At 70.8% G+C, this 22,173-nt stretch carries 17 protein-coding genes; 7 read left to right on the forward strand and 10 right to left on the reverse strand.

The genetic code is table 11. The features are described from left to right. Window positions 1-1,163, forward strand: a 1,163-nt coding sequence (locus AB0D04_RS07035; protein WP_362700205.1) for an amino acid permease, incomplete at its 5' end; no start/stop codon positions are given. On the opposite strand, the gene AB0D04_RS07040 is transcribed toward AB0D04_RS07035, so the two are convergent. Continuing rightward, on the reverse strand, window positions 1,147-1,614 hold the full coding sequence (locus tag AB0D04_RS07040) for an ATP-binding protein (protein ID WP_362700207.1): 468 nt from the start codon (window positions 1,612-1,614) through the stop codon (window positions 1,147-1,149). The two genes, AB0D04_RS07035 and AB0D04_RS07040, sit on opposite strands and share 17 nt — an antisense overlap. 624 nt (window positions 1,615-2,238) lie before the next feature. Here AB0D04_RS07040 and AB0D04_RS07045 point away from each other — a divergent pair. Further along, a complete protein-coding gene (locus tag AB0D04_RS07045; protein ID WP_362700209.1) occupies window positions 2,239-3,066 on the forward strand; it encodes an enoyl-CoA hydratase family protein in 828 nt (275 codons plus the stop codon). 2 nt (window positions 3,067-3,068) lie between these two features. Next, window positions 3,069-5,387 (forward strand): bifunctional salicylyl-CoA 5-hydroxylase/oxidoreductase, encoded by a 2,319-nt coding sequence (locus tag AB0D04_RS07050; RefSeq protein ID WP_362700419.1) that lies wholly within the window; start codon window positions 3,069-3,071, stop codon window positions 5,385-5,387. A gap of 13 nt (window positions 5,388-5,400) precedes the next feature. Here AB0D04_RS07050 and AB0D04_RS07055 read toward each other — a convergent pair whose 3' ends face one another. After that, entirely contained in the window at window positions 5,401-6,018 is a 618-nt protein-coding gene (locus AB0D04_RS07055) for a ScbR family autoregulator-binding transcription factor (protein ID WP_362700211.1), read from the reverse strand. A 173-nt stretch (window positions 6,019-6,191) separates the two neighbouring features. On the opposite strand from AB0D04_RS07055, the gene AB0D04_RS07060 reads away from it, so the two are divergent. Further along, window positions 6,192-7,211, forward strand: coding sequence for an NADP-dependent oxidoreductase (locus tag AB0D04_RS07060; protein ID WP_362700213.1), 1,020 nt, complete (start codon window positions 6,192-6,194; stop codon window positions 7,209-7,211). Here AB0D04_RS07060 and AB0D04_RS07065 read toward each other — a convergent pair. Then, window positions 7,168-7,941: a TetR/AcrR family transcriptional regulator gene (locus AB0D04_RS07065; protein WP_362700215.1), complete on the reverse strand. Its 774-nt coding sequence runs from the start codon at window positions 7,939-7,941 to the stop codon at window positions 7,168-7,170. The two genes, AB0D04_RS07060 and AB0D04_RS07065, sit on opposite strands and share 44 nt — an antisense overlap. Window positions 7,942-8,396: 455 nt before the next feature. On the opposite strand from AB0D04_RS07065, the gene AB0D04_RS07070 reads away from it, so the two are divergent. Beyond that, entirely contained in the window at window positions 8,397-9,164 is a 768-nt protein-coding gene (locus AB0D04_RS07070; RefSeq protein ID WP_362700217.1) for an HAD family hydrolase, read from the forward strand. A gap of 19 nt (window positions 9,165-9,183) precedes the next feature. On the opposite strand, the gene AB0D04_RS07075 is transcribed toward AB0D04_RS07070, so the two are convergent. Further along, window positions 9,184-10,029 (reverse strand): PaaX family transcriptional regulator C-terminal domain-containing protein, encoded by an 846-nt coding sequence (locus tag AB0D04_RS07075; protein ID WP_362700219.1) that lies wholly within the window; start codon window positions 10,027-10,029, stop codon window positions 9,184-9,186. A gap of 4 nt (window positions 10,030-10,033) precedes the next feature. Beyond that, window positions 10,034-11,641 carry an AMP-binding protein gene (locus AB0D04_RS07080; RefSeq protein ID WP_362700221.1) on the reverse strand — a complete coding sequence of 536 codons (1,608 nt, stop codon included), beginning with the start codon at window positions 11,639-11,641 and terminating at the stop codon, window positions 10,034-10,036. Between the two features lie 255 nt (window positions 11,642-11,896). Between AB0D04_RS07080 and AB0D04_RS07085 the strand changes: the two genes are divergently transcribed. Further along, window positions 11,897-13,024, forward strand: a complete 1,128-nt coding sequence (locus AB0D04_RS07085; protein WP_362700223.1) for an acyl-CoA dehydrogenase family protein — start codon at window positions 11,897-11,899, stop codon at window positions 13,022-13,024. 39 nt (window positions 13,025-13,063) lie between these two features. On the opposite strand, the gene AB0D04_RS07090 is transcribed toward AB0D04_RS07085, so the two are convergent. Next, complete coding sequence (locus tag AB0D04_RS07090; RefSeq protein WP_362700225.1) at window positions 13,064-13,612, reverse strand: hypothetical protein; 549 nt, start codon at window positions 13,610-13,612, stop codon at window positions 13,064-13,066. Window positions 13,613-13,879: 267 nt separating this feature from the next. On the opposite strand from AB0D04_RS07090, the gene AB0D04_RS07095 reads away from it, so the two are divergent. Beyond that, window positions 13,880-14,680: a VOC family protein gene (locus AB0D04_RS07095; RefSeq protein WP_362700227.1), complete on the forward strand. Its 801-nt coding sequence runs from the start codon at window positions 13,880-13,882 to the stop codon at window positions 14,678-14,680. A 66-nt stretch (window positions 14,681-14,746) separates the two neighbouring features. Here AB0D04_RS07095 and AB0D04_RS07100 read toward each other — a convergent pair whose 3' ends face one another. The 4 genes from AB0D04_RS07100 to AB0D04_RS07115 form a co-directional block, all read right to left on the reverse strand. Continuing rightward, the gene (locus AB0D04_RS07100) at window positions 14,747-16,831 is read right to left on the reverse strand and encodes an Hsp70 family protein (RefSeq protein WP_362700229.1); all 2,085 of its coding nucleotides are present in this window, start codon (window positions 16,829-16,831) and stop codon (window positions 14,747-14,749) included. Further along, entirely contained in the window at window positions 16,828-17,481 is a 654-nt protein-coding gene (locus tag AB0D04_RS07105; protein WP_362700231.1) for a hypothetical protein, read from the reverse strand. The genes AB0D04_RS07100 and AB0D04_RS07105 overlap by 4 nt, the downstream gene beginning before the upstream one ends. Window positions 17,482-17,531: 50 nt before the next feature. Next, window positions 17,532-19,196: a hypothetical protein gene (locus tag AB0D04_RS07110; protein WP_362700233.1), complete on the reverse strand. Its 1,665-nt coding sequence runs from the start codon at window positions 19,194-19,196 to the stop codon at window positions 17,532-17,534. A 558-nt stretch (window positions 19,197-19,754) separates the two neighbouring features. Beyond that, window positions 19,755-21,065 (reverse strand): gamma-glutamyltransferase, encoded by a 1,311-nt coding sequence (locus tag AB0D04_RS07115; protein WP_362700234.1) that lies wholly within the window; start codon window positions 21,063-21,065, stop codon window positions 19,755-19,757. Between the last annotated feature and the right edge of the window lie 1,108 nt (window positions 21,066-22,173).

Genomic DNA, 22,173 nt, shown 5'->3' on the forward strand with positions numbered 1-22,173 from the left:
GCGAGCGCACCGCCTTCCTCGTCGGCTGGTGTCTGCTGCTGGAGTACGGGATCTCGGTGTCGGCCGTGGCCGTCGGCTGGGGGCAGTACCTCAACGAGCTGCTCGGCAGCCTGACCGGCTGGCAGCTGCCCGCAGCACTGTCCAACCCGCCCGGTGACGGCGGCATCGTCAACATCCCGGCCGTCGTCGTGATGCTGCTCGCGGCCCTCCTCCTCGTCCGCGGCATCCGCGAGAGCGCCCGCGCGACCGCGGCCATGGCCGTGCTCAAGCTCGCGATCCTGGTGCTGTTCTGCGCGATCGGCCTCAACGCCTTTCAGGCCGGCCACCTCTCGCCGTTCGCCCCCCAGAGCATCGCCGGGATCACCTCGGGAGCCTCCGTCGCGTTCTTCTCGTACATCGGCTTCGACGCGATCACCACGGCCGGTGAAGAGGTCAAGAACCCGCGGCGCAACATCCCCCTCGCGATCATGATCTGCATCGGCGTGGTCACCGTTCTGTACTGCCTGGTCGCGGTTTCCGCCATCGGTGCGCTCTCCTCCGACCAGGTGGCCGGCCGGCCCGCCGCGCTGTCGCTGATCGTCAACCACGTCACCGACTCGACGATCGGCGGCGGCGTGATCGCCTTCGGCGCGGTCGTCGCCATCGCGTCCGTCGTCCTGGCGGTGATGTACGGACAGACCCGCATCCTGATGTCGATGTCGCGGGACGGCCTGATCCCGCGGATCTTCGAGCGGATCTCGCCCCGGACGTCGACGCCCGTGGCCAACACCTGGATCGTGGCGGTCGTCTTCGCCGTCCCGGCCGCCGTCGTGCCGCTCGATGTGGTGATGAACCTGACCACCATCGGCACTCTGGCCATCATGGCCGTGGTCAACCTCTGTGTGATGGTGCTCCGCCGCACCCGCCCCGACCTGCCGCGCCGCTTCCGGGTGCCGCTCTTCCCGGCCAGCCCGCTGCTCGGCATCGGCTTCTGCGTGTACCTGATCTACGGGACCGGCCTGGAGACCTGGCTGCAGTTCGCCGTATTCCTGGTGGTCGGCGCGCTGGTGTACGCCGGTTACGGGCGACGTCGGTCGCGGCTGGCGCAGACGGAGGCGGAGGCGGAGGCGGCCGGCAGCGCCGCCGCCGGTCCGGCTCCCGCCATGGCTACGCGGGAAGGGTGAACCAGACGGCCTTGCCGTCCGGCGTGGACCGGCAGCCGGAGGCCGAGCTGAGGGCCTGGATCAGCGTCAGGCCATGGCCGCTCTCGCCGGGGTCCGCGTTGGCGGCCCTGTCATACGGGCCGATGCGCGCCGCCGGAGGGCGACCGTCGAGGGCGGACGGCGCGCCGGTCGGCCCGTCCAAGGGGGCGGGATCTCCGTCGTGCACCGCCACCTGGCAGCCGGCCGGCACCCGCTCCACCACCAGGTGAAGGGGGCCAGGGCCCCGGGTGTGCGCGACGGCGTTGGTGACTAGTTCGGCGGTCACCAGCTCGGCCGTCGCACCGCCGGCGGCGGCCCGTAGGTCCACCAGGGCCGTACGGACCAGCGCGCGGGCCAGGGGGACGGCGGCCGGGGCGTGCGGCAGCGCGATCCGCCAGGACGGGGGAAGAAGCGGAGGTGGCGTGTCCGGCATGGCGCTGTTCCGTTTCGAGAGGCGCGACGGGATGCCTCAACGGTAGAAAGCGCGGGGGGTACGGGGGCAGGGCCGGGCGGGCGGGATCGGTGGGACCTACGTCCTGCCGCGGACGGGACTTTCGGCCGGTGGGGGCAGGGACTTTCGGCGGACGGGCCCGTGCCGGCGGCGGGACGCGTTCCGGGCGCGGTCCTCGGACGCCAGGGCCGGGAGCGGCAGCCACGTCAGGGGATGGCCCGGCACGCGCAGCCGACCGGCGGGGGCGAGATACGGCTCGTCCCACGGGCCGCATCTCGCCCACGGGCCCACGCACGCAGTGCGATCTCCTGCAGCAGACAGGCGCGGAACTCCGCGGCGGTGGCGGGCTCTTCGGGGAGTCGCTCGAAGAGCCGGTGCAGGGACGTGGTGCCCGACGGCTGTGCCGGGTGCCAGGACTCGGCAGGGCGGCCACAGCGGGCGGCCGTGGCATGGCGGAAACGCGCTGTGCGGGCGCCCGCCGTGCACCAATGTCTATCGCGCTCTCGTGACGGCAGTAACGAAGCGGTGATAGCTTCAAAAGGCGCCACCCATGCTCAGCGTCCAGCGCAGGCACCAGCCGTCCGGCCAAAGGGGGCAGGCAGACCGATGAGTCCGTTCGCAGGATCCGCCCACAGCACCAGCGCCTGGGAACACCTCCGGGTGACCAGAGAGGACGGCGTCACCACCGTCACCCTCGCGCGCCCCGAGAAGCTCAACGCCCTCACCTTTGAGGCCTATGCGGATCTGCGGGATCTGCTCGCGGAGTTGTCGCGGGAGCGTTCCGTACGTGCCCTCGTCCTCGGCGGCGAGGGGCGCGGATTCTGTTCCGGCGGGGACGTCGAGGAGATCATCGGCGCCACCTTGGCCATGGACACCGGGCAGCTGCTGGACTTCAACCGGATGACCGGGCAGGTCGTACGGGCGCTGCGGGAGGCGCCGTTCCCGGTGATTGCGGCCGTGCACGGGATCGCGGCCGGCGCCGGTGCGGTGCTCGCGCTGGCGGCCGACTTCCGCGTCGCCGACCCCTCCGCCCGTTTCGCGTTCCTCTTCACCAAGGTCGGCCTGTCCGGCGGCGACATGGGCGCCGCCTATCTGCTGCCCCGCGTCATCGGCCTCGGCCATGCCACCCGGCTGCTGATGCTCGGTGACACCGTCCGTGCCCCGGAGGCCGAACGGCTGGGCCTCATCAGTGAGTTGGCGGAGGAGGGGCGGACCGATGCGGCGGCCGCCGCGCTCGCCGGGCGGCTCGCCCAGGGGCCCGCGCTCGCCCACGCCCAGACCAAGGCGCTCCTCACCGCCGAACTCGACATGCCGCTCGCCGCCGCCGTCGAGATGGACGCCGCCACCCAGGCACTGCTGATGAACAGCGCCGACTACGCGGAATTCCACGCCGCCTTCACCGAGAAGCGGTCGCCCAAGTGGCAGGGGAAATAGCCATGCGGGTCGCCGTCATCGGCGGCGGGCCCGGCGGACTGTACGCCGCCGCCCTCCTCAAACGCCTCGACCCCGCCCGCGAGATCACCGTCTGGGAGCGCAACGCCCCCGACGACACCTTCGGCTTCGGCGTCGTGCTCTCCGACGAGACCCTGGGCGGCATCGAACACGCCGACCCGGTCGTCTACCGCGCGCTCCAGGCGGAGTTCGTCCGCTGGGACGACATCGACATCGTCCACCGGGGCCGCACCCTCACCTCCGGCGGACACGGCTTCGCGGCGCTCGGCCGGCGCCGGCTGCTGGCCGTACTGCACCAGCGCTGCCGCGATCTGGGCGTTGACCTGCGCTTCAGCGCCGAGGCGCCGCCCGCCGCCGAGCTGGCCCGCGGGTACGACCTGGTGATCGCCGCCGACGGCGTCCACAGCGCCACCCGCACCGCACACGCCGACGCCTTCCGCCCCCGGCCGACCACCCACCGCTGCCGCTACATCTGGCTCGCCGCCGACCTCGCCTTCGGCGCCTTCCGCTTCGAGATCGCCGAGACCGAGCACGGCGTGGCCCAGCTCCACGCCTATCCCTACGCCCACCCGTCACCCGACCACCACCCCTCATCGAGGCCCTGCGGGCCGCAGTCTCCATCCGGTGCAAGCACCGTCATCGTCGAGATGCGCGAGGAGGTCTGGCGGGCGGCCGGGCTCGACCGCGCCGACGAGCGCGAGTCCGCCGAATGGTGCGCCAAGACCTTCGCCGACGCCCTGGGCGGCCGCCCGCTGCGCTCCAACAACTCCAGCTGGACCGCCTTCCGTACGGTCGTCAACGACCGCTGGTCGTACGGCAATACGGTCCTGCTCGGCGACGCCGCGCACACCGCGCACTTCTCCATCGGCTCCGGCACCAAGCTCGCCGTCGAGGACGCCCTCGCGCTGGCCGCCTGCCTCCAGGAGCAGCCGGACACCGCAAGCGCCCTCGCCGCCTACGAGGCGGAGCGCCGCCCCGTCGTCGCCTCCACCCAGCGCGCCGCCCGTGCCAGCCTCGCCTGGTTCGAGGAACTGGCCACCTACCTCGACCAGCCGCCGCACCAGTTCGCCTTCAACCTCCTCACCCGTAGCCGCCGCGTCACCCACGACAATCTGCGGCTGCGCGACGAGCGCTTCACCCGGACCGTCGAGCGCGAATACGGCTGCCCGGACGGCACCCCGCCGATGTTCACCCCCTTCCGGCTGCGCGGCCTGACCCTGCGCAATCGCGTCGTCGTCTCCCCCATGGACATGTACTCCGCGCACGACGGCGTCCCCGGCGACTTCCACCTCGTCCACCTGGGGGCCCGCGCCCTCGGCGGCGCCGGCCTGGTCATGACCGAGATGGTGTGCGTCAGCGAGCAGGGCCGTATCACGCCGGGCTGCGCCGGCCTCTACACCCCGCACCAGGCCGCGGCCTGGCAGCGCATCACCGACTTCGTGCACGCACAGTCGCCCGGCACCGCCCTCGGCGTCCAGCTCGGCCACTCGGGCCGCAAGGGCTCCACCCAGCTGATGTGGAACGGCATCGACGAACCGCTCGACCACGGCAACTGGCCTCTCGTCGCCGCCTCCCCCCTTCCGTACCGGCCCGGCAGTCAGCGTCCCCACGAGCTGACCCAGGCCGAACTCACCGCCATCCGCGACCAGTTCACTGCCGCCGCGCGCCGTGCCGCCCGCTGCGGCTTCGACCTCCTGGAACTCCACTGCGCCCACGGCTATCTGCTGTCCGGATTCCTCTCCCCGCTGACGAATGAACGTACGGACGCCTACGGAGGTTCCCTGGCCGGCCGCCTCCGCTTCCCGCTCGACGTCTTCGACGCGGTCCGGGAGGTGTGGCCGGCCGAGCGGCCCATGACGGTCCGGATCTCCGCCACGGACTGGGCCGACGGCGGCACCACAGCGGACGACGCGGTGGCGATGGCGGCGGCCTTCGCCGAGCACGGCGCCGACGCGATCGACGTCTCGACCGGACAGGTCGTGTCCGACGAACGCCCCGAGTTCGGCCGCTCGTACCAGACGCCGTTCGCCGACCGCATCCGCAACACCCTCGGCATCCCGGTCATCGCGGTCGGCGCCATCTCCTCCTGGGACGACGTCAATTCCCTCCTACTGGCCGGCCGCACCGACCTGTGCGCACTCGCCCGGCCACACCTGTACGACCCGCACTGGACCCTGCACGCCGCCGCCGAACAGGGCTACACGGGCCCCGGCGCCCCCTGGCCGCTGCCCTACCAGGCGGGCAGCCGCACCCCGCCCACCGGACGCACCAACGCCCCCAAACCCCGCCTCACCCTGCGATGACGAGGACGGCGGCTCAGACCGCCAGCTTCACACTGCGCCCCTGCGGATCCAGATGGCTGAGCGCACCGGGCGACGCAAGCCCCGGCAGGGTGTGCTTCCACAGCGTCGTGACGCGCTCCGGCAGATCGTCGCGGTTGGTCGCGGCACGCGAGAACAGCTGCACCCCCATATAGGCGGCGACAAAGAATTCCGCCGCCCGGTCCGGCAGCACGCTGTGCAGCAACTCACCGTTGCCCCGCGCCTCGGTGAATATCGTCGTGATGATGTCGGTCCACGCCCGGTAGGGCATCAGCGGATCCTCGCTGAACGTCGTCTCGACCGCGATCCGCGTCCCGGCCTGCAACAACACATCGCTGCGCAGCGCCAGCGCCACCCGGTGGGTGAAGTCGATGGCGTCCTGCAGCCGGGACTCGCTCACCTGCGGGAGAAAGGGGCGGCTCTGCTCCGTGACGACCGCGCGGGCCAGCGCGTCCTTGGAGGTGAAGTGGAAGTAGAGGGCCCCTTTGGTGACCCCGGCCCGCTGGATGATCTCGGCCATGGTGGCCGCCTGGTACCCATGTGCGCCGATGACGTGGGCCGCTGCTTCGAGGACGGCACGCCGGGTGCGCGCCCCACGTTCCTGCCTGGCCACTGATCATTCTCCGTATGCTCTCTTGGAGTTGTGGTGTCTGAGCAGATCCCTCGCCCCGGGCCCGCCCAGGCTCTTTCCGCATGATAAAGAAGCCAACCATGCGGTATCGGACCGCGACGCCGTCCGGCGGAGTGATCTGATGCCGTTCCCCCCACAAGTGCGAGGAGTGACCGATGTCCCAGACCGCCGTACCCGCCATGCATCGGGAGGTGCGGCTCGCCGCCCACGCCGACGGTGAGGTGACGCCGCGTCACTTCACCCTCGCCGAGGTGCCGGTGCCCCGCCCGTCGCCCGGACAGGTCCTGGTGCGCACCCGTCTGATGGCGGTCACCGCGGCGATGCGAACGCAGATGTCCGGTGTCGAGCTGCCGATGCGTTCGTTCGTGCCGGGCCAGGCGCTGTGGGGCTCCGCGGTCGGCGAGGTCGTGGCGGCGCCCGGCGGCGGCTTCACCCCCGGTGAGCTCGTCCATCACCCATACGGATGGCGGGAGTTCGCGGTCGCCGAAGAGTCCGTGGTACGGCGCCTCGACCCGGACGCGCTGCCGACGCCCGCCGCGCATCTGTCGCAGGGCGCCACCGCCTGGGGTGCGCTGCGCCGGGCCGCCGGGGTCCGGCCGGGGGACACCGTGTTCATCACCGGGGCGGCGGGCGGCGTGGGCAGTCTGGCCGGCCAGATTGCCCGTCGGCTGGGCGCCGGCCGGGTCGTGGGCAGCACCAGTTCCGAGCGCAAGGCGGTCCGGCTGCGCGCCGAACTGGGCTACGACGACACCGTCGTGCGCGGCGCCGGGCCGATCGAACGGCAGCTGCGCCGGGCGGCGCCGGACGGTATCGACGTCGTGCTGGACACCGTGGCCGGCGAACAGCTCACCGCGGCGCTCGAGGTGGCCCGCCCCGACGCCCGCTTCGCGCTGGTCGGAGCGCTCTCCACCCAGTTGTCCGGGGACGGCGGGATCGTCTCCCCGGTCGGTCTGGACGCGGGGCTGATCATCACGCGCCGGGTGACGCTGCGCGGCTTCGGGCTGTACGCCCACCCGGACCTCGCCCAGGAATGGACCCGGGAATTTGGCCAGGGCCTGCGCGACGGCTCGCTGGTCTTCCCGCACTCCCTGCTACGGGGCATCGAGCAGGCGCCGCGCGCCCTGTGTGAGCTCACCCAGGGGTGTCACACCGGATCCGTGCTGGTTCAGCTGTGAGATCGGACCGGTTGCCGATACCTGAGTGGGTCGTGACGTCCGGGTGCGCGGTGGCATCGGCCGGCTGCGCCGGTGCTGTGCCGGCCGCCGGGACATGATCGCGGGCCGTCCCGCCGCCGCCCGGCGCGGCCGGCAGTCCGTCCCACAGACCGGCGATGGCCTCCTCGCCCCACCATGTGCGGTCCTCCGCACCGAGATGCAGCAGACCCGCCACGACCGTCGTGAGCAGCCGGGCCGTGCGCTGCGGTTCGCCGTCGGCCTCCCGCGCGGCGTCCGCTTCGTCGCCGCCGTAGGCCGCCCCGTACGCCCCGCCCGCCAGCGCCTTGTCCAGGAAGAGCGGGTACCAGCGGTGCTCCAGGGCATGGACACCCAGCCCCGGCACGGTGTCCGGCCGCAGTCGCAGCCCGGCGCGCAGTACGGGGTCGGACTGCACCCTCGCGAAGAGCTCGACGGCGAAGTCCCGTACCGCGGGCACCAGCGGCATCGGGGAGCGGGCGAGGGCGCTCTCCAGCTCCTGCAGGGTGGCGAGCGCGCCGTCGTGGACCGCGAGGGTCAGGTCGTCCTTGGACGCGAAGTGGAAGTAGAGGGCGCCCTTGCTCAGGCGGGCGCGCCGACTGACTTCGACCATGCCCGCGGCGGGCACTCCCTTCTCCAGGAACGTCTCTGCGGCCGAGCGGATGAGCGCCTGGCGGCTCTGGATGGCGCGATGCTGAGTGGGCTGCGTGGGCACGGTGTCCGTCCCGTCTCTAGTACGGCTGCAAGCTCGAGGTAGCTCGTTGTAGTGTACAAAAAAACCGACCGTGCGGTTCTATAGTTCTTGCGGAATGGCCGGAAGTGCGTGCCGCGGCGCGAAGATATCGCTGGGCCGTCGGCCCGCTGTGGGGTCCTCTGCCAGTGCCGTATGCCTGACAGTCTGGGGGTTGAGGGGTGGGGATGTCGACCCGCTTCCCGTGACAGGGGCACATTGACAAACAGCGCGGACGGTTTTTAAATCTTCCTGAGGCGCTAAACGGGACGATCCGCTTCCGTTGAGCCGCTTCGACTGTCGTGTACCGCCTGGGACAGCGGTATGTCATGGCGAGACCGTCTCACCCCCATCCACGTCGACAGCAGGCCGTTCGCACCAGCCGAGCCAGCACGTCACCGAGCCACTGCATCCACCGGAACCCGGAAAGGTCTCCAGCCATGCGTGTATCAACGGAACTCCGCGAACGTCCCGTCAGAGGCGTGCGGGGCACCGCCGGCGGCGAGACGATCAGGGCCGCCGTCTTCGATCTCGACGGGACGCTCGCCAACACCCTCCCCGCCATAAGCAAGCTGCTGGTCAAGGTGGCGTCGGAGCAGGGATGTTCGATCACCGCACGGCAGGCGGCCAACGCCATCGGCAAGCCCCCGGGCCCCGCCTTCGGCCGGCTGCTGGGCAAACCGGAGGACGACGGCCGGGTGCAGGCCGCCATCAGCCGCTACCGCGAGCTGTTCTCCTATGAAGTCCTGTGCCAGGGGCCGCAGTTGCTCTTCCCCGGTGTCACGGCCGGCCTGTCCGCGCTGCGCGCCCACGGCGTCGAGCTGGCGGTCGCCACGTCCAAGACCACCCGCAGCGCCGAGGCGCTGCTCGACGTCATGGGCATCCGCGACCTGGTCGGCCCCGTCATCGGGCAGGACATGGTCCGGCGCGGCAAGCCGCACCCGGAGATGGTGCTGCGGGCGGCCGGCCGGCTGGGGGTCGCGGCCTGGGAGAGCGCTTATGTGGGGGACACCGTGGGGGACATGCGGATGGCGGTCACCGCGCGCATGGAGCCGGTCGCGGTGACGTACGGCATCGGCACGTTCGGCGAGCTGGCGGGGGTCGCCGGCACCCGGATGTGCAGCTCCTTCAAGGACGTGGTCTCCGTGATCGCCGCCGCCCGGCCGCGCTCGGCCGCCGCGATGGCGGGGCCGCCGCGGCGCCGCTGAAGTCCCTGGGGCCGTCGCCTCAGGCCGTCGCCTCGCGCGCGTAACGGGCGCCCGCCGACCGCAGTTTGGTGTGCAGCCGGCCGAACACTTCTGCCGCGCGCCCGCCCGGCCAGTCCTCGGGCAGGAGGGGAGAGGGCAGTCCGGGATCCGCGTAGGGCAGCCGGCGCCAGGCGTCCAGTGCCAGCAGATAGTCGTGGTACGCCCCCTCCGGGGCCACCGCACGCCGCCGGGACCACCGCCGTAGTACCGGCTCATGGACCTCCAGGAAGGCGCGGTGCTGCGCGGCGATGGCGTCCAGGTCCCACCACCTGGCCACCGCCCGTGCGGTGGGCTCGAAACCCGTGTGCGAGCCGGTGAACAGATCGACGTACGACGCGAGTTGGAGCCGCTCCAGGGTGTGCCGGGTCTCCTCGTAGAGGTGCGCGGGCGCGATCCAGACGCCGGGCGCTGCGGTGCCGAAGCCGAGCCGGGCCAGCCGCGAGCGCAGCAGATGGCGCTTGTGCCGCTCCTCCTCGGGGACCGAGAACACGGCCAGCACCCAGCCGTCGGACAGCCGCGCCGCGGGCCGCCCGTAGATTCGCCGGTCGCCGTCCTCCAGCAACTGGTGGGCGGCGCCGGACAGGCCGTACGCAGCCGCCCCGGAGGCCGTACGGTCCGCGACGAGCAGACCGCGGCGCTTGAGCCGGGAGACGGCGGAGCGCACCGACGGCGGATCGACGCCGAGCACCCCCAGCAGCCGGATCAGGGCGGCGACCGGCACCGGTCCCGAGATGCCGCCAAAGTCATCGGGGCCGCCGCGCCCGTAGGCGCCGTAGAACGTGACGATCAAGGACCGTGGGGTGCGCTGCGCTTGCTGGTCGCTCACCGGATCACTCTAGAGCGGGTCCGCGCAGCCGGAAGCGCTGGAGCTTGCCCGTAGGGGTGCGCGGCAGCGCGGTGTGGAAGACGACCTCACGCGGGCATTTGTACGGCGCTATACGGGACTTGGTGAACTCGCGAAGCGCCGCGACGGTGTCCGCCCCCTGGGGGACGCCCTCGCGCAGCACCACATGCGCGACGACCACCGCCCCGCGCTCCCCGTCGGGACGCCCGACCACCGCCGCCTCGGTCACATCCGGGTGCCGCAGCAGCGCGTCCTCCACTTCGGGCCCCGCGATGTTGTACCCGGCCGAGATGATCATGTCGTCCGCGCGGGCGACATAGCGGAAGTAGCCGTCCGGCTCCCGGATGTAGGTGTCCCCTGTGAGGTTCCAGCCGTCATGCACGTACTCGGTCTGCCGGGTGTCGGCAAGATAGCGGCACCCGGTCGGTCCACGGACCGCCAGCAGCCCCGGTGCGCCGTCCGGCACCGGCACGCCGTCCGCGTCCACCACCCGCGCCTCGAAGCCCGGGACCGGGAGCCCGGTGGTACCCGGCCGGATCGCGTCATCGGCGGCCGAGATGAAGATGTGCAGCAGCTCCGTGGCCCCGATGCCGTTGATGATCCGCAGACCCGTCGCCTCGTACCAGGACTGCCAGGTCGCGGCGGGCAGATTCTCGCCGGCCGCCACACAGCGGCGCAGCGTGGAGACGTCGTGGGCGGCGAGCCTGGGCAGCATCGCCCGGTAGGCGGTCGGGGCGGTGAACAGCACCGAGATCCGGTGCGCCGCGATATCGGCGAGCAGCCGCTCGGGACCGCCCCAGTCGGCCAGGTAGGCCGAGGCGCCCGCCCGCAGCGGAAAGATGACCAGGCCGCCCAGGCCGAAGGTGAAGCCGAGCGGCGGACTGCCCGCGAAGATGTCGTCCGGCGCCGGCCGCAGTACCTGCGCCGAGAAGGTGTCCGCGATCGCCAGCACATCGCGGTGGAAGTGCAGACAGCCCTTGGGGCGGCCGGTGGTGCCGGAGGTGAAGGCGATCAGCGCGACATCGTCGGCGGCGGTCGCAACGGCCTCGTACGGCCCGGATCCGGGCTTGGCGAGCCGATGCAGATCACCGGGACCCTCCCCGCCGAACACCGTGATCCGCAGCCCCGGAACCTCGGCCCTGACCAGGTCTTCCACGGACCGGACATCACACAGCGCATACTGCACCTGCGCCAGCCCGCAGATCGTGGCGAGCTCGTCCGGACGCTGCGCGGCCAGTACGGTCACCGCCACCGCGCCCGCCTTCATCACCGCCAGCCAGCAGGCGGCCAGCCACGGTGTGGTCGGGCCGCGCAGCAGCACCCGATTGCCGGGCACCACACCCAGCTGCCCCGTCAGGACATGGGCGATCGCATCGACCTGTTCCTGCAACTGACCGTACGTCCACACCACTCCGCCCGCATCGCGTACCGCGGGCCGGTCCGGCCCCAGGCGCGCGACGGTGGCATCCAGCAGCTCGGCGCCGCAGTTCAGCCGGTCCGGATAGCCCAGGTCGGTCAGGTGCGGCCACTGCTCGTGGGGCGGCAGCCGGTCACGCGCGAAGGTGTCGGTGTGGGCCGAGGACCGTGGCTCCATGGCGATGCGCCCCCTGGCGGCGAGGCGGCCGGTGAGCGGCCGGGGAAGGAATGGGGGACTGCAGAGGCTTGGTGCGCGTACTCAGGAGTGCTCGAGAGTGCTCAGGAGGTGCTCAGGGACTGCCGTACGGATCCTTCGTCAGCGTAACGTGTTCGTGACGGCAGTCAACAGATCGCGATACGCGGCAGCGAGCGCCGAGCGGCCGCGTATCGGCAGACCGCCACAGGACCGCTACCGCTACCAGGGAGCCGCCGCGTGACCCCCTTCGCGCTGGGACCGGACGAACAGCAATGGTGCGCCGAGCTGCGGGCGATGACCGCCGAACGGCTGCGCCCGCTCGCGGAGAAGGGCGAAGCGGGCCGGGTCAACCGCCCGTTGGTCGCCGCCCTCGGCGAACTCGGCCTGCTGCGCCGCCTGTTCCCCGCCGACGGGACCCTGCGCGCCCTGGACCTGTGCCTGCTGCGGGAATCCCTCGCCCAGGAGTGCACGGAGGCCGAGACCGCGCTCGCGCTCCAGGGGCTGGGCACCTGTCCCCTTGTGCAGTCCGGGACCGCGGCCCAGCGCGCCCGGTGGCTGCCGGAGGTGACCGCAGGACGGGCCGTCGCGGCCTTCGCGCTGAGCGAGCCGGGCGCCGGCTCGGACGCCGCGGCACTGTCCCTGGCCGCCGAGCCGGACGGCCCCGACGGCTGGCGGCTGACCGGCGAGAAGTGCTGGATCTCCAACGCCCCCGAGGCCGACTTCGCCACCGTCTTCGCCCGCACCGGCGGCGCGGCGGGCGCCCGTGGCGTCACCGCCTTCCTGGTCCCCGCCGACCGGCCGGGCCTGACCGGCGAGCACCTGGACATGCTCAGCCCGCATCCCATCGGCACGCTGGCCTTCGACGCAACACCCGTGACCAGGGCGGATGTACTGGGCACGGTCGGCGGCGGGTTCGGCGTCGCCATGGCCACCCTCAACCTCTTCCGGCCGAGCGTGGGCGCCTTCGCGGTCGGCATGGCGCAGGCCGCGCTGGATGCGGCGCTGGCGCACGCGGGCGCGCGGACGGCGTTCGGCGGCCCGCTGCGGGATCTGCAGTCCGTCGGCCACCAGCTCGCCGAGATGGCCACCCGCGTCGAGTCCGCGCGCCTGCTGGTGTACGCGGCGGCCTCGGCGTACGACAGCGCGGCCCCCGACATCGCCCGCCGCTCGGCCATGGCCAAACTGCTGGCGACCGAGACCGCCCAGTACGTCGTCGATGCTGCCGTCCAGATCCACGGCGCCCGCGCACTGCGCCGCGGCCATCTCCTCGAACACCTCTACCGCGAGGTGCGTGCCCCGCGCATCTACGAGGGCGCGACGGAGGTGCAGAGATCGATCATCGCCAAGGAGCTGTACCGGAACTGAACGCCGCAGTGGGGCACTGGGGCGCGGGTGGTGCCGGCCTCAGCTGACGCTGTTGACCTTCGCGATATAGGAGACGGTGCACTTGCCCGACGCCTGGTTGTCGGAGCCCGAGAGGTAGGTGCCGGTGACCGTGACGGGGTGGTTCGCGCCGGCCGGCACCTCCTCCGACGAGATCTGCGCGACCCCGAGGTAGCTGCCGGTCGAGTCGGTGAACTTCACGTTGCCGATGTAGGTGGACTTGCCCGTGGAGTTGCCGTTGGTGATGCTCAGCGTGGCGGTGACCTTGCCGGCCGTGCGGTCGACCTTGCACTCGGTGATCCGGACGTCCGACTCCGCTGACGTGGTGGACGACGGGGTCGGAACACCGCCGGTGCTGCTCCCGGAGCTGCTGCTGGACGAGCTGCTGTATCCGCCGTCGCTGCTGCCGGAGCTGCTGTAGCCGCCGTCGCTGCTGGAACCGCCGCTGCTGGAGCTGCTGCTGGAGCTGGAGCTGTGGCCGCAGCCTCCGCCGTGCGAACCCCGCGCGCCGGTGAGCGCGACTACCACCAGTGCACAGGCGGCGACAGCACGGACATGGCGAAGCTTCATGGTGATTTTCCCCCGATTGAGAACGGACGCATAAGTGGTGGACCGCTGGCACCCTTGACGGGCGCACGACAGGCTACACAAGTGCCCGCCCGGACGGGGAATCACGGCCGAGGGGAGAGGGCGAGATGCGGCCGACGGGCGATTGTCAGTGGTGGATGTCAGGCTGGATATCAGGCTGAATCCGCGGCCAGGGCACCGCGGAAACCACGGCGTGCACCAGCACCGGGAGTCACGCCGTCGTACGGGAATCTGCGAAGGGAAGGGCCCATGATCACCACCAACTTCGTCCCCGGCTCCCCCTGCTGGATCGATCTGGGCGCCCCCGATGTGGATGCCGCGACGGCCTTCTACGGCGCCGTGTTCGACTGGCAGGCCGCGCCCTACAGCGAGGACCCGGGCGGATACACCCTCTTCCGGCTCGACGGCAAGGTCGTCGGCGCGGTCGGCCCGCTCAACAAGGAGGGCGCCCGCTCCGCCTGGACCATCTACTTCAACACCCCGGACGCGGACGCCACGGTCAAGTCGGTCGAGCAGGCCGGCGGCACGGTCCGTACGCAGCCGGCCGAGGTCGGCGACACCGAGGGCCGCTTCGCCCAGCTCACCGACCCGCAGGGCGCGGAGTTCGCCGTCTGGCAGCCCGGCAGGTACCCGGGCCTGGAACTGACGGATGCGCCGGGCAGCCTCGGCTGGATCGAGCTCTACACCACCGACTCGCCCGCCGCGCAGGCCTTCTACGGCTCCATATTCGGCTGGACCACCCAGGACATGGACCTCCCCGGTGGCGGCGGCACCTACACACTGATCGCCCCCGAGGGCAGCGGTGAGGAGCGGATGCACGGCGGCATCATGGGCGTCCCCGCGGATCTGCTCAAGGACGGCGGACGGCCCTACTGGCACCCGGTGTTCGGCTCCGCGGACTGCGACGCCACGGTCTCCCTGATAACCCGCCACGGCGGTTCGGTGTCCATGGGCCCGGAGACCGCCGAGGGCGTCGGCCGGCTGGCCGTGTGCAACGACCCGGCGGGCGCGGAGTTCGTGGTGCTGACGCCTCAGCCGGCCGCCGCCTGAGGGCCGGGGGAGAGGCACGGTCTCTTCGGAGCGGGCCGGGGCGCCGCCCGTCCCGCTCCGGAGACGTCACCGACGGAAGGTGGCGGCCGCTGCGTTCGGAGTACGCGGATTGAAGACCCAGACCCCCTGTGAGTGCGTGGCCCCCACGACCCGCCCGGAGGAGCGCAGCCAGGGGTACGTCTTCTGGAACGGGGCGAAGTTGTCGTTCGAGACGATGACCCCGCCCACCTCTGCGGCGATGCTGATCACCAGGGCGTCACCTCGCCCCTCGGTCCCGGCCGGGGGCTGCACGACAGTGCCGGCGGCGATGGCCGCCTCCACCTCGGGCCGCTCCTCAGCGGAGACATCGTGCCGCAGGGTGGCGTCGACAACGACATGGACGTCGCGGTCGGGATGCTTGAAGCGAAGCGACCTGACGGCCGCCTCGAGGGCCGCGAAGCTCGGCCTGCCGCCGGCGGCGCGCGGCGGCCGTCCGTTCCAGGCGAGATTGGATCCGTCTACGACGAGCGGCGCCGTCCCCGCACCGGCCGCGGGGGAGGGCGAGCGAGGCGGGCCCGGGACCGGAGCGGTCCTGGGAGCCAGGGGCCGGGAGCCGTTGCCCGGCGTCCCCCGTTCCTGGTGCGGGTGTGTCGGCGTCGCCGCGGGGCGGGCAGTCGGCGTGAGGGCGATCAGGCGGTCGAGTTCCTGCTTCACCTCCGGCAGGACATTGCCGTCACCGAACACCTTGACCTCGCCGTCGAGAACGGTCTGCCCGGTCTTCTGCAGGGTCGCCCTGACGGTGAGGAGACCCTCCTTGCTGTAGGTGTATTCCAGGTCGAAGACACCGTCCTCAGCCGTTGACCTCTGTGGATAGGTCAGCACGAGATCGGTCAGCTTGACGTTGTCCGGGTGATCGACGGGACGGTCCGGGTGTCCCTCCCATACCTCCACGGTGAGTTGGGAGACGTTGTCCCTGGTGGGCTCGTACGACTTGACCCGCTGCTGGGGCAGCCGCTGGTTCCGGTCGATCAGGGCACTGAACCGGCGCTTGCCCTCGCGGTCCTTGGTGACCGTGCCCAGTGCGTGGGTGTTGACCACCCGGATGATGCTCTTCAGCTCGCCGTTCATGGCCGCGGCGCTGATCGCCGCTCCCTCGGCGACGGCGGTCATCGGGTCGCACAGTGCGGTGGCCACGAGCTCACAGTCGAGCGCCTCCGACACCGCGGCGCGCACCGCCGGGATCTGACTGCTACCACCGATCATCAGCACTGCTGTGAGATCGTGCGGGTCGATCCGGGCCTGCTCCAGGCACTGCTCGACCGGGTCGAGCGCACGGTTGATCAGGTCCTGGATGGCTTGGGAGAATTCGTGCTGCCCGATCTCGACGGCGACCGTGTCCGGGGTGACGATGCGGACCGATTCCTGCTGGGAGAGCAGGATCTTTGCCCGCTCGATGTCCAGACCGAACTGACGTTTCTCGGATTCGCTCCACCGGCCTTGCGCGGGAGCCCGGTCGAGGACCATGCGCCGCAGCCGGGCGTCGATCTCCAGTCCTCCGAGACGGTTGACGCCTCGGCTCGCCTTCTCGTCGAAGAACCCGTCATCGTGCAGGAGAAGCGTGGCGTCCATCGTGCCGCCGCCCCAGTCGAAGACCAGGAACTCGCCATCGACCTCCATCTCGTGGGCATACGCGATGGCCGCGGCCGTCGGCTCATTGAGAAGTGTCCGGGCCTTGATGCCGGCCGCGCGGGCGGCTTCCCGCGTCCGGTAGCGGGCCGCTCCGGTCGCGTTGGCGGGCACTGTGATGACGGCCTCGCGGATCTCGGTGGCGGCCTCCTCCTCCGCCGCGCTCGCCATGGCACGGAAGACCCCGGCCGCGGCGGTGGTCGCGGCGAACCTCTCACCCCCCAACGTGACGAAGGGCTCCTCGCGCAGCATCCGCTTGCACGCCTCGACGGCGTTCTCCGAGCGGAGCTTGGCCTCCCAGCCGAAGAGGGTGCCGGGCCGCAGGGAACTGGTGCCCACGACTGAGGGGTAGAGCAGCTCGAAGCCCGGACGGCGCCAGTCCGCGTCCAGACCCTGCCCGCCGATCTCCAGCACCTCGACGTACTCGCCGTTCCACTGGGCCACCACCGAGTTGGTGGTGCCGAAGTCGATGCCGGCCGCTGTCATGCTTCCTCCCCCGCTGTCCTGCCCGCGTGTTCGGGCACCCGCCGCAGCTGCCCCGCGAGAATGACCTTGCCTGTCAACTCGTCCACGTATGCCGGACGCAAGAGTTCGTAGAACTCGCCCTCTCCCTCGGTGACCACGAACCTGTCGCTCTCCTCCGGCTCCGTCACCCGCAGCAGCCGCAGTTCGCGCAAGTGGGCCGTCATCGCGCCCTCGACGGTGTCACCGGCGTGGGCGGCCTGGGACCACAGCAGGGCGTCGATCTCGGCGATTCGCCCGGCGAACTGGGCGCGGGTGCGGAATTCATCCAGAACTGCCTTGCGCACCGCCGCGTTCAGTGCGGTGGTCGCAGGCACCTCGCCGAGGCCGGCGCCTTCCAGGGCTTCCGGTACGCGCGCCACGACCCCCTTGATGAGCGTCACCGCGTCGATCGGCGTGGGACTGCGGGGCGGTTCGACGGCCTGCGTGGCGTCCGGTGTCGTGGGTGCCTCCGACCGGTGCGCCCTGCGGTGTTTCAGACCGCTCGGTTTGCCCGAAGCAGCTCGTTCCTCGGGGCCGGGCTGCGTCCGGCCGCAGTGCGGGCACGGCCGGTGCGATCGCCGGCTCTTCGGGATCTTGGGGCCGCGCTTCGCGCGTGTCTTCTTCGCAGTCATCAGGGCTCTGCCTTGTGGGATTCGGGCGATCGGTCAGGGCGTTGCGGCGGTCACCGGGTGGGACTGTGGCGGTCGAGGTGGGGGGCTGTGGTCCGGAAGTCCTCAAGGAGCTCGACGGCGGCCCGGGCACGGATGGCCTCCAGATCCGCCCCGCTCGTCAGCGAGGTACGACGCGGCAGGGCTTCCCGGGGCGGCACCACGTGCTGAGGCACCACAGAAGGCATGGCGTACCGGGACCGGTCGAGCGGAAGCCGGAAGAAGACGTTCCAGCCCGCATTCTTGCGCTGTGCGTCCCGGATGCGGTCCTCGGCCCGGTTCAGCCCGGCCTGGGCAACCGGGTCGCCCTCGTGCTGCCGGAAGATCTCGCGGCAGCGCTCCTCCCAGCCGTTGGAACCGTGGTCCAGGCCAACTTCCAGGAAGGGGTTGGTGACCGGACCGCGGTGGTTCTTCGTCGTAGCCCTCCAGGCGCGGACGAGCGCGAGGTTCTGCTCGGCAATGGCACCGCCACCTTCGGCAGCCTTACCGGCGTACCCCTCCGCCGCCTCGAGGTCGTTGCTCGCCGCAGCCGCGTACGCGGCAATGGCGTACGCCTCGGGAACCAAACCGGCCGGGACGCTCCGGCTGGTGCCGCCCGCGCGGGTGAGGGACCGCGCCTGATGAGCTGCCGCCTCCACATCGCCCGACTTCAGGAGGTCGTACGCCCGATGGAGGGCGACGAGTGCGGAGAACGGGCTGCGTCCGGCGTCGATGGATTCCCGCGGTGTCCACAGCGTTGACATCAGCAGCCACAGCCCGCGGTCCTCGGTCATTTCGACGGGCCACTGACCTGAGAGCGCCCCCGACTTGAGGTTGCGCAGCTCGATCTGCTGCGGCCGGGGCAGTGCGGCATCAAGTGCGTCGATGGCCGATTCATCGCCGTCCACGAGCACGTCGTACAACAGGTCCCAGACGTCCTCGGGCTCCTGCCGCAGGATCGTACGGCCGTTCAGGAATGACTGTCTGCGCAGGTAAGAGTGCCATTCGAGCTGCTCGGCCTGCTCCGGGGTGACGGCTCCCGGGTCCAGGCGCGCTCGAAGGTACAGCCCTTCGGCGTCGTTGCGCGCCCGCCATGGTGCGTCCTCGGGTAACAGACCGCCATTATCGATCAGATCGTCGAGGACGGACAGGGGAGTCCAGGAGAGAAGGGCATCGAGGAAGCGGTTGGGTACGGGTATCGCGCCGCGGGTGGCGGCGGTGGTGAACAGGGAAAAGGCGGCGCCGCCCGACAGCGAGCGCTTGCTGACGAGCTCCAGGCTCGGCGCCGTCGAGCACAGGACCCTGCACCGCTCCAGCCCTGCTTCGTTGAGCCAGCGCACATCGGCGGCCCACAGGGCGCGCAGGTGAGTGAGCACGGAGCCGGCCGGCAGAAGGCCCAGTCCGGTCCGGATCGCCGGAAACAAGGTCTCACGGTCCGGCGCGCCCTCGAGAGCCTGGATCAGTACCGTCCGCTGAGCCTCGGGTAACCCGGGGGCGGACGTCACCTCCGAGAGCATGGCGAGCACCGCTTCGACAGCCTCGCTGCCGCCGACCCCGAGCCATCGCCACTTGCGCTGCACGAAACCGCTTACCCCGGTGGAGCCCTGGAGTTGCCGGCGTTCTCGCGCACGCGCCAGACGCTCCCGCTCGGCGGCTTTCGCTGCGCGCCGAGAGGCCTCCGGATCCGTTATGTCGTACACCCCCACAGGCTATCCGCCACACCCACAAGCTATCCGTACAGTCGGACAATCCCCAGGGCCCACGTACGTATCGTGACCTGGGGATGCCCGGACCCACACGCCACCGGCGCAGCACCGAACCGGCGCCCGTCCGGCGGCCGGTCTGCTGGTCTGCTGGTCAACCATCAACCATCAACCATCAGCCGATCCGCCGGACGAGTCCCATCGGCGCACACGGGCCACTCATGGACCTCGCTGTCGATGACGAGCGGTGGCCCCGGCGCATCATCAGGCCGGATACCTCCTCGCGCGACGGCACCAGGGCGGCGGCACCCGCAGGTCAGATGTCCCGGAAGAGACCAGCGCGGCCGGTGACCTGCCGCGTTGGGTGGTTGCGGGTCGCCCACCTGCGCAGATGGCCTTTCGGCTGTTTCACGCTCGTGCCTATTGATGCAGCCGGAAGTCCCAGAAAAGCCCCAGGGCACTTCCAGCGGCGATGGCGGCCCCGTGCAGCGCGCGCCTGCATGGTGTGCGCTCACGTGCGCCCTCCCTCAGTGCTGGAGTGTCCCTCGGAGCCGGTCAGCGTCGGAACAGATCGCCGGCGTCGACCGCCAGGTAGGTCTCGGGCGTGGTGGCTTCGAGGGCCGCCGGAGCGAGGGTGAAGCGCGGGGTGTCCGTCAGGCGGTGCTCCCAGGGCTGGTCGCGGGAGGCCGCGAAGATCTCGCGGAGCCGGCGCTGGACGATGGGCCTGGCTTCCTCCTGGCGCTCGCGGTACTCGCGGCGCGCGGCCGTCGATCGTTCTTCCCGTTCTTCCTCCTCGATGTCGGTAGTGCGGTCCTCCGCGCGCAGCCCCGGCGTCCGCTCCGCGATCTCCCGGTCGGCTTGGAAGAGTTCGGCGCAGGTTGCGTAGAGCCGTCGGGACATGCCGAGTGTGACTTCCGTGTGCGGGATACGGCCGGTGAGGAAGCTGTCCAGGCCCGCCGCTCGGGCGTTAGCGTCGTTCGGGGACGCTTCGCGCCAGCCCAGGGCCGTACGTCGTTCGCGGGTGGCCTCATCGTCCTCCATGAGGGCGAGCGGCCCCGCTGTTGGACGGCGCTCGCCGCGGTCCCGGGCTACCGGTACCAGGCGGAGCCGGGAGAAGGCTGAGTTTTCCAGGGCGCTCAGGGACAAGTAGGTGAGCATCTGTGAGCGGGCGACATCGAGCAGGGTGCTGCCGGTGCTGTCCTCATCGAGAGCCTCCTCCGCCGATTGTGCCTCTCCGGGGGGCGACCCCTTGCCACTTGTGGGGTTGAGCGAGCCGCTCTGTGTTCCGGCGTGGTGTTCGTGGCGGAGGATGACGAACAGGTCGTTCCTGGGGGCGACGCCGCGTTTGAGTGCGGTGCCGCAGAGCACGAGGCGGTGATCCAGGTCATGGGGATGAAGCACCGTGCATCCCCCAAGAAGCTGCTCCCAGCCGTGGTCGAGTCGGCCGGGCGTGATGGCTCCGCCCTTGGCCTCGATCAGCCAGTGGCGGCCCTCGGAATGATGCGTCCCCCACAAGTCGGGCCGGGGGTTCTTCTGCCCCTTGACCGGCTTCGTTCCGGCGGCCGGGTCCTGGATGCCCAGGGGCCAGCTGTTCTCGATGTGCCATGTCTCGCCGAGACCCATCAGCGAGCGGCAGGCCCACTCCGCCATCGTCATGCCCAGCCGGTAACTGAAGGCACCGAAGGCGCTGGCTTCAGTGCCATGTTCGAGTACGACGTTCGCGGTCAGCCGCCTTCCGGCGTTGTACGCGTGCAGGCGGTGACCGTCGTGAAGGTCCAGATACGCGTTCAGGGGCGCGATCCGCGCCCCGATCTCGCGCATGGCATAGTGCGGCCGGTTGAGCCAGGGGGAGATGTCACGTCCCACGCCGACCGCGGCTTGGAGAATGTTCCGCCACGTCGTGGTGGGTAGGTACCAGCCGTCTTTGGGGGGAAAGGCGGTGCCGTTCCATGCGGCATGGTCCTTCCGGCGCCACCCACTCCTTGTCCGTCCGCCTGGGCCGTTACGGAAGAGCACGGGTATGTCAATGGCGTCGGGATACCGCAGGGGCTTCTGGTCTTTCGCGTTCTTGGCCGACACGAGGATCTACTGTGCCAGTAGCCGTGTGCCTGCGGCCTGCCGGGCTTGACTTGGCCCTTCGCGAATCCTGAGCCAGGTCACCTGTTTCGATGACCCATCAGGTGGCGTTCGTGGCAATCCTCGAACCTGCCGAAAAGCGGCGCTGACCTGCGATTTTGATGAGTGCGCAAAATGTGCGATGTGTGCGGTACGGGCGATGTCGGCGCTGAAATGACGCTCTCGATGTTGTCTTGACGCTCGTTCTGATGTGGTGTCAGGTGGTGTGTGACCAGAGGTGGAGCTCAACACTGCGCCGCCTCGGCGGTGGGCACACTCCCAAGGCGTCGCGCGTCGCGCGACCGATCCTGGTCGCCGACGCCGAACGGGCCGTACGACAGGCGCTGTTCCCGGTCGTCGACATCCCGCACGCGGTTGAACAGAGCCTGCGCCCGGCTGCGGACTGCGCCCGCACGCCTGAGCCGAGTCCGCCCCTTCACTGAAGGAGACTTTGACCTACGGCTGATCAGACCGCACCCGTCGAGACCGTCCACCAGCTGTTCTCGTACGGCACGCTGCAACTGGCCGACGTCCAGCTCTCGCCGTTCGGCCGCCTGCTCAAGGGCAGCAGGAGCTGACTGTGGCTGAACCGAGTAGACCCAGACCTTGAACCTCCGGTCGGTTGGGAACAACTCCCGCCCTGGTACGAAGCAATCGTCCGGGTTCAGTCACGCGTCTGTCTGCATGTGGGGATCCTGCCGGCCTCGACTGAAGCCCCTCCAAGGGACTCTCAAGCGTTCACGTGAAACGCGGGAATTCTCCGAGCGGCGATGGAGATCAGGCACTTGACCCGGCCTTGAGAAGTCGGGAGCCGTGAACCCACCACCTGTTCGTCCCGAATGAGGTCTGGCCATGGTTT

Source organism: Streptomyces sp. NPDC048483 (assembly GCF_040651455.1).
In the GTDB taxonomy this organism is placed as follows: Bacteria; Actinomycetota; Actinomycetes; order Streptomycetales; family Streptomycetaceae; genus Streptomyces.

Coding starts and splice junctions, on each gene's coding strand:
- AB0D04_RS07040 (WP_362700207.1), bottom strand. CDS start 1,614: ATGCCGGACACGCCACCTCCGCTTCTTCCCCCGTCCTGGCGGATCGCG.
- AB0D04_RS07045 (WP_362700209.1), top strand. CDS start 2,239: ATGAGTCCGTTCGCAGGATCCGCCCACAGCACCAGCGCCTGGGAACAC.
- AB0D04_RS07050 (WP_362700419.1), top strand. CDS start 3,069: ATGCGGGTCGCCGTCATCGGCGGCGGGCCCGGCGGACTGTACGCCGCC.
- AB0D04_RS07060 (WP_362700213.1), top strand. CDS start 6,192: ATGTCCCAGACCGCCGTACCCGCCATGCATCGGGAGGTGCGGCTCGCC.
- AB0D04_RS07070 (WP_362700217.1), top strand. CDS start 8,397: ATGCGTGTATCAACGGAACTCCGCGAACGTCCCGTCAGAGGCGTGCGG.
- AB0D04_RS07080 (WP_362700221.1), bottom strand. CDS start 11,641: ATGGAGCCACGGTCCTCGGCCCACACCGACACCTTCGCGCGTGACCGG.
- AB0D04_RS07090 (WP_362700225.1), bottom strand. CDS start 13,612: ATGAAGCTTCGCCATGTCCGTGCTGTCGCCGCCTGTGCACTGGTGGTA.
- AB0D04_RS07095 (WP_362700227.1), top strand. CDS start 13,880: ATGATCACCACCAACTTCGTCCCCGGCTCCCCCTGCTGGATCGATCTG.
- AB0D04_RS07100 (WP_362700229.1), bottom strand. CDS start 16,831: ATGACAGCGGCCGGCATCGACTTCGGCACCACCAACTCGGTGGTGGCC.
- AB0D04_RS07105 (WP_362700231.1), bottom strand. CDS start 17,481: ATGACTGCGAAGAAGACACGCGCGAAGCGCGGCCCCAAGATCCCGAAG.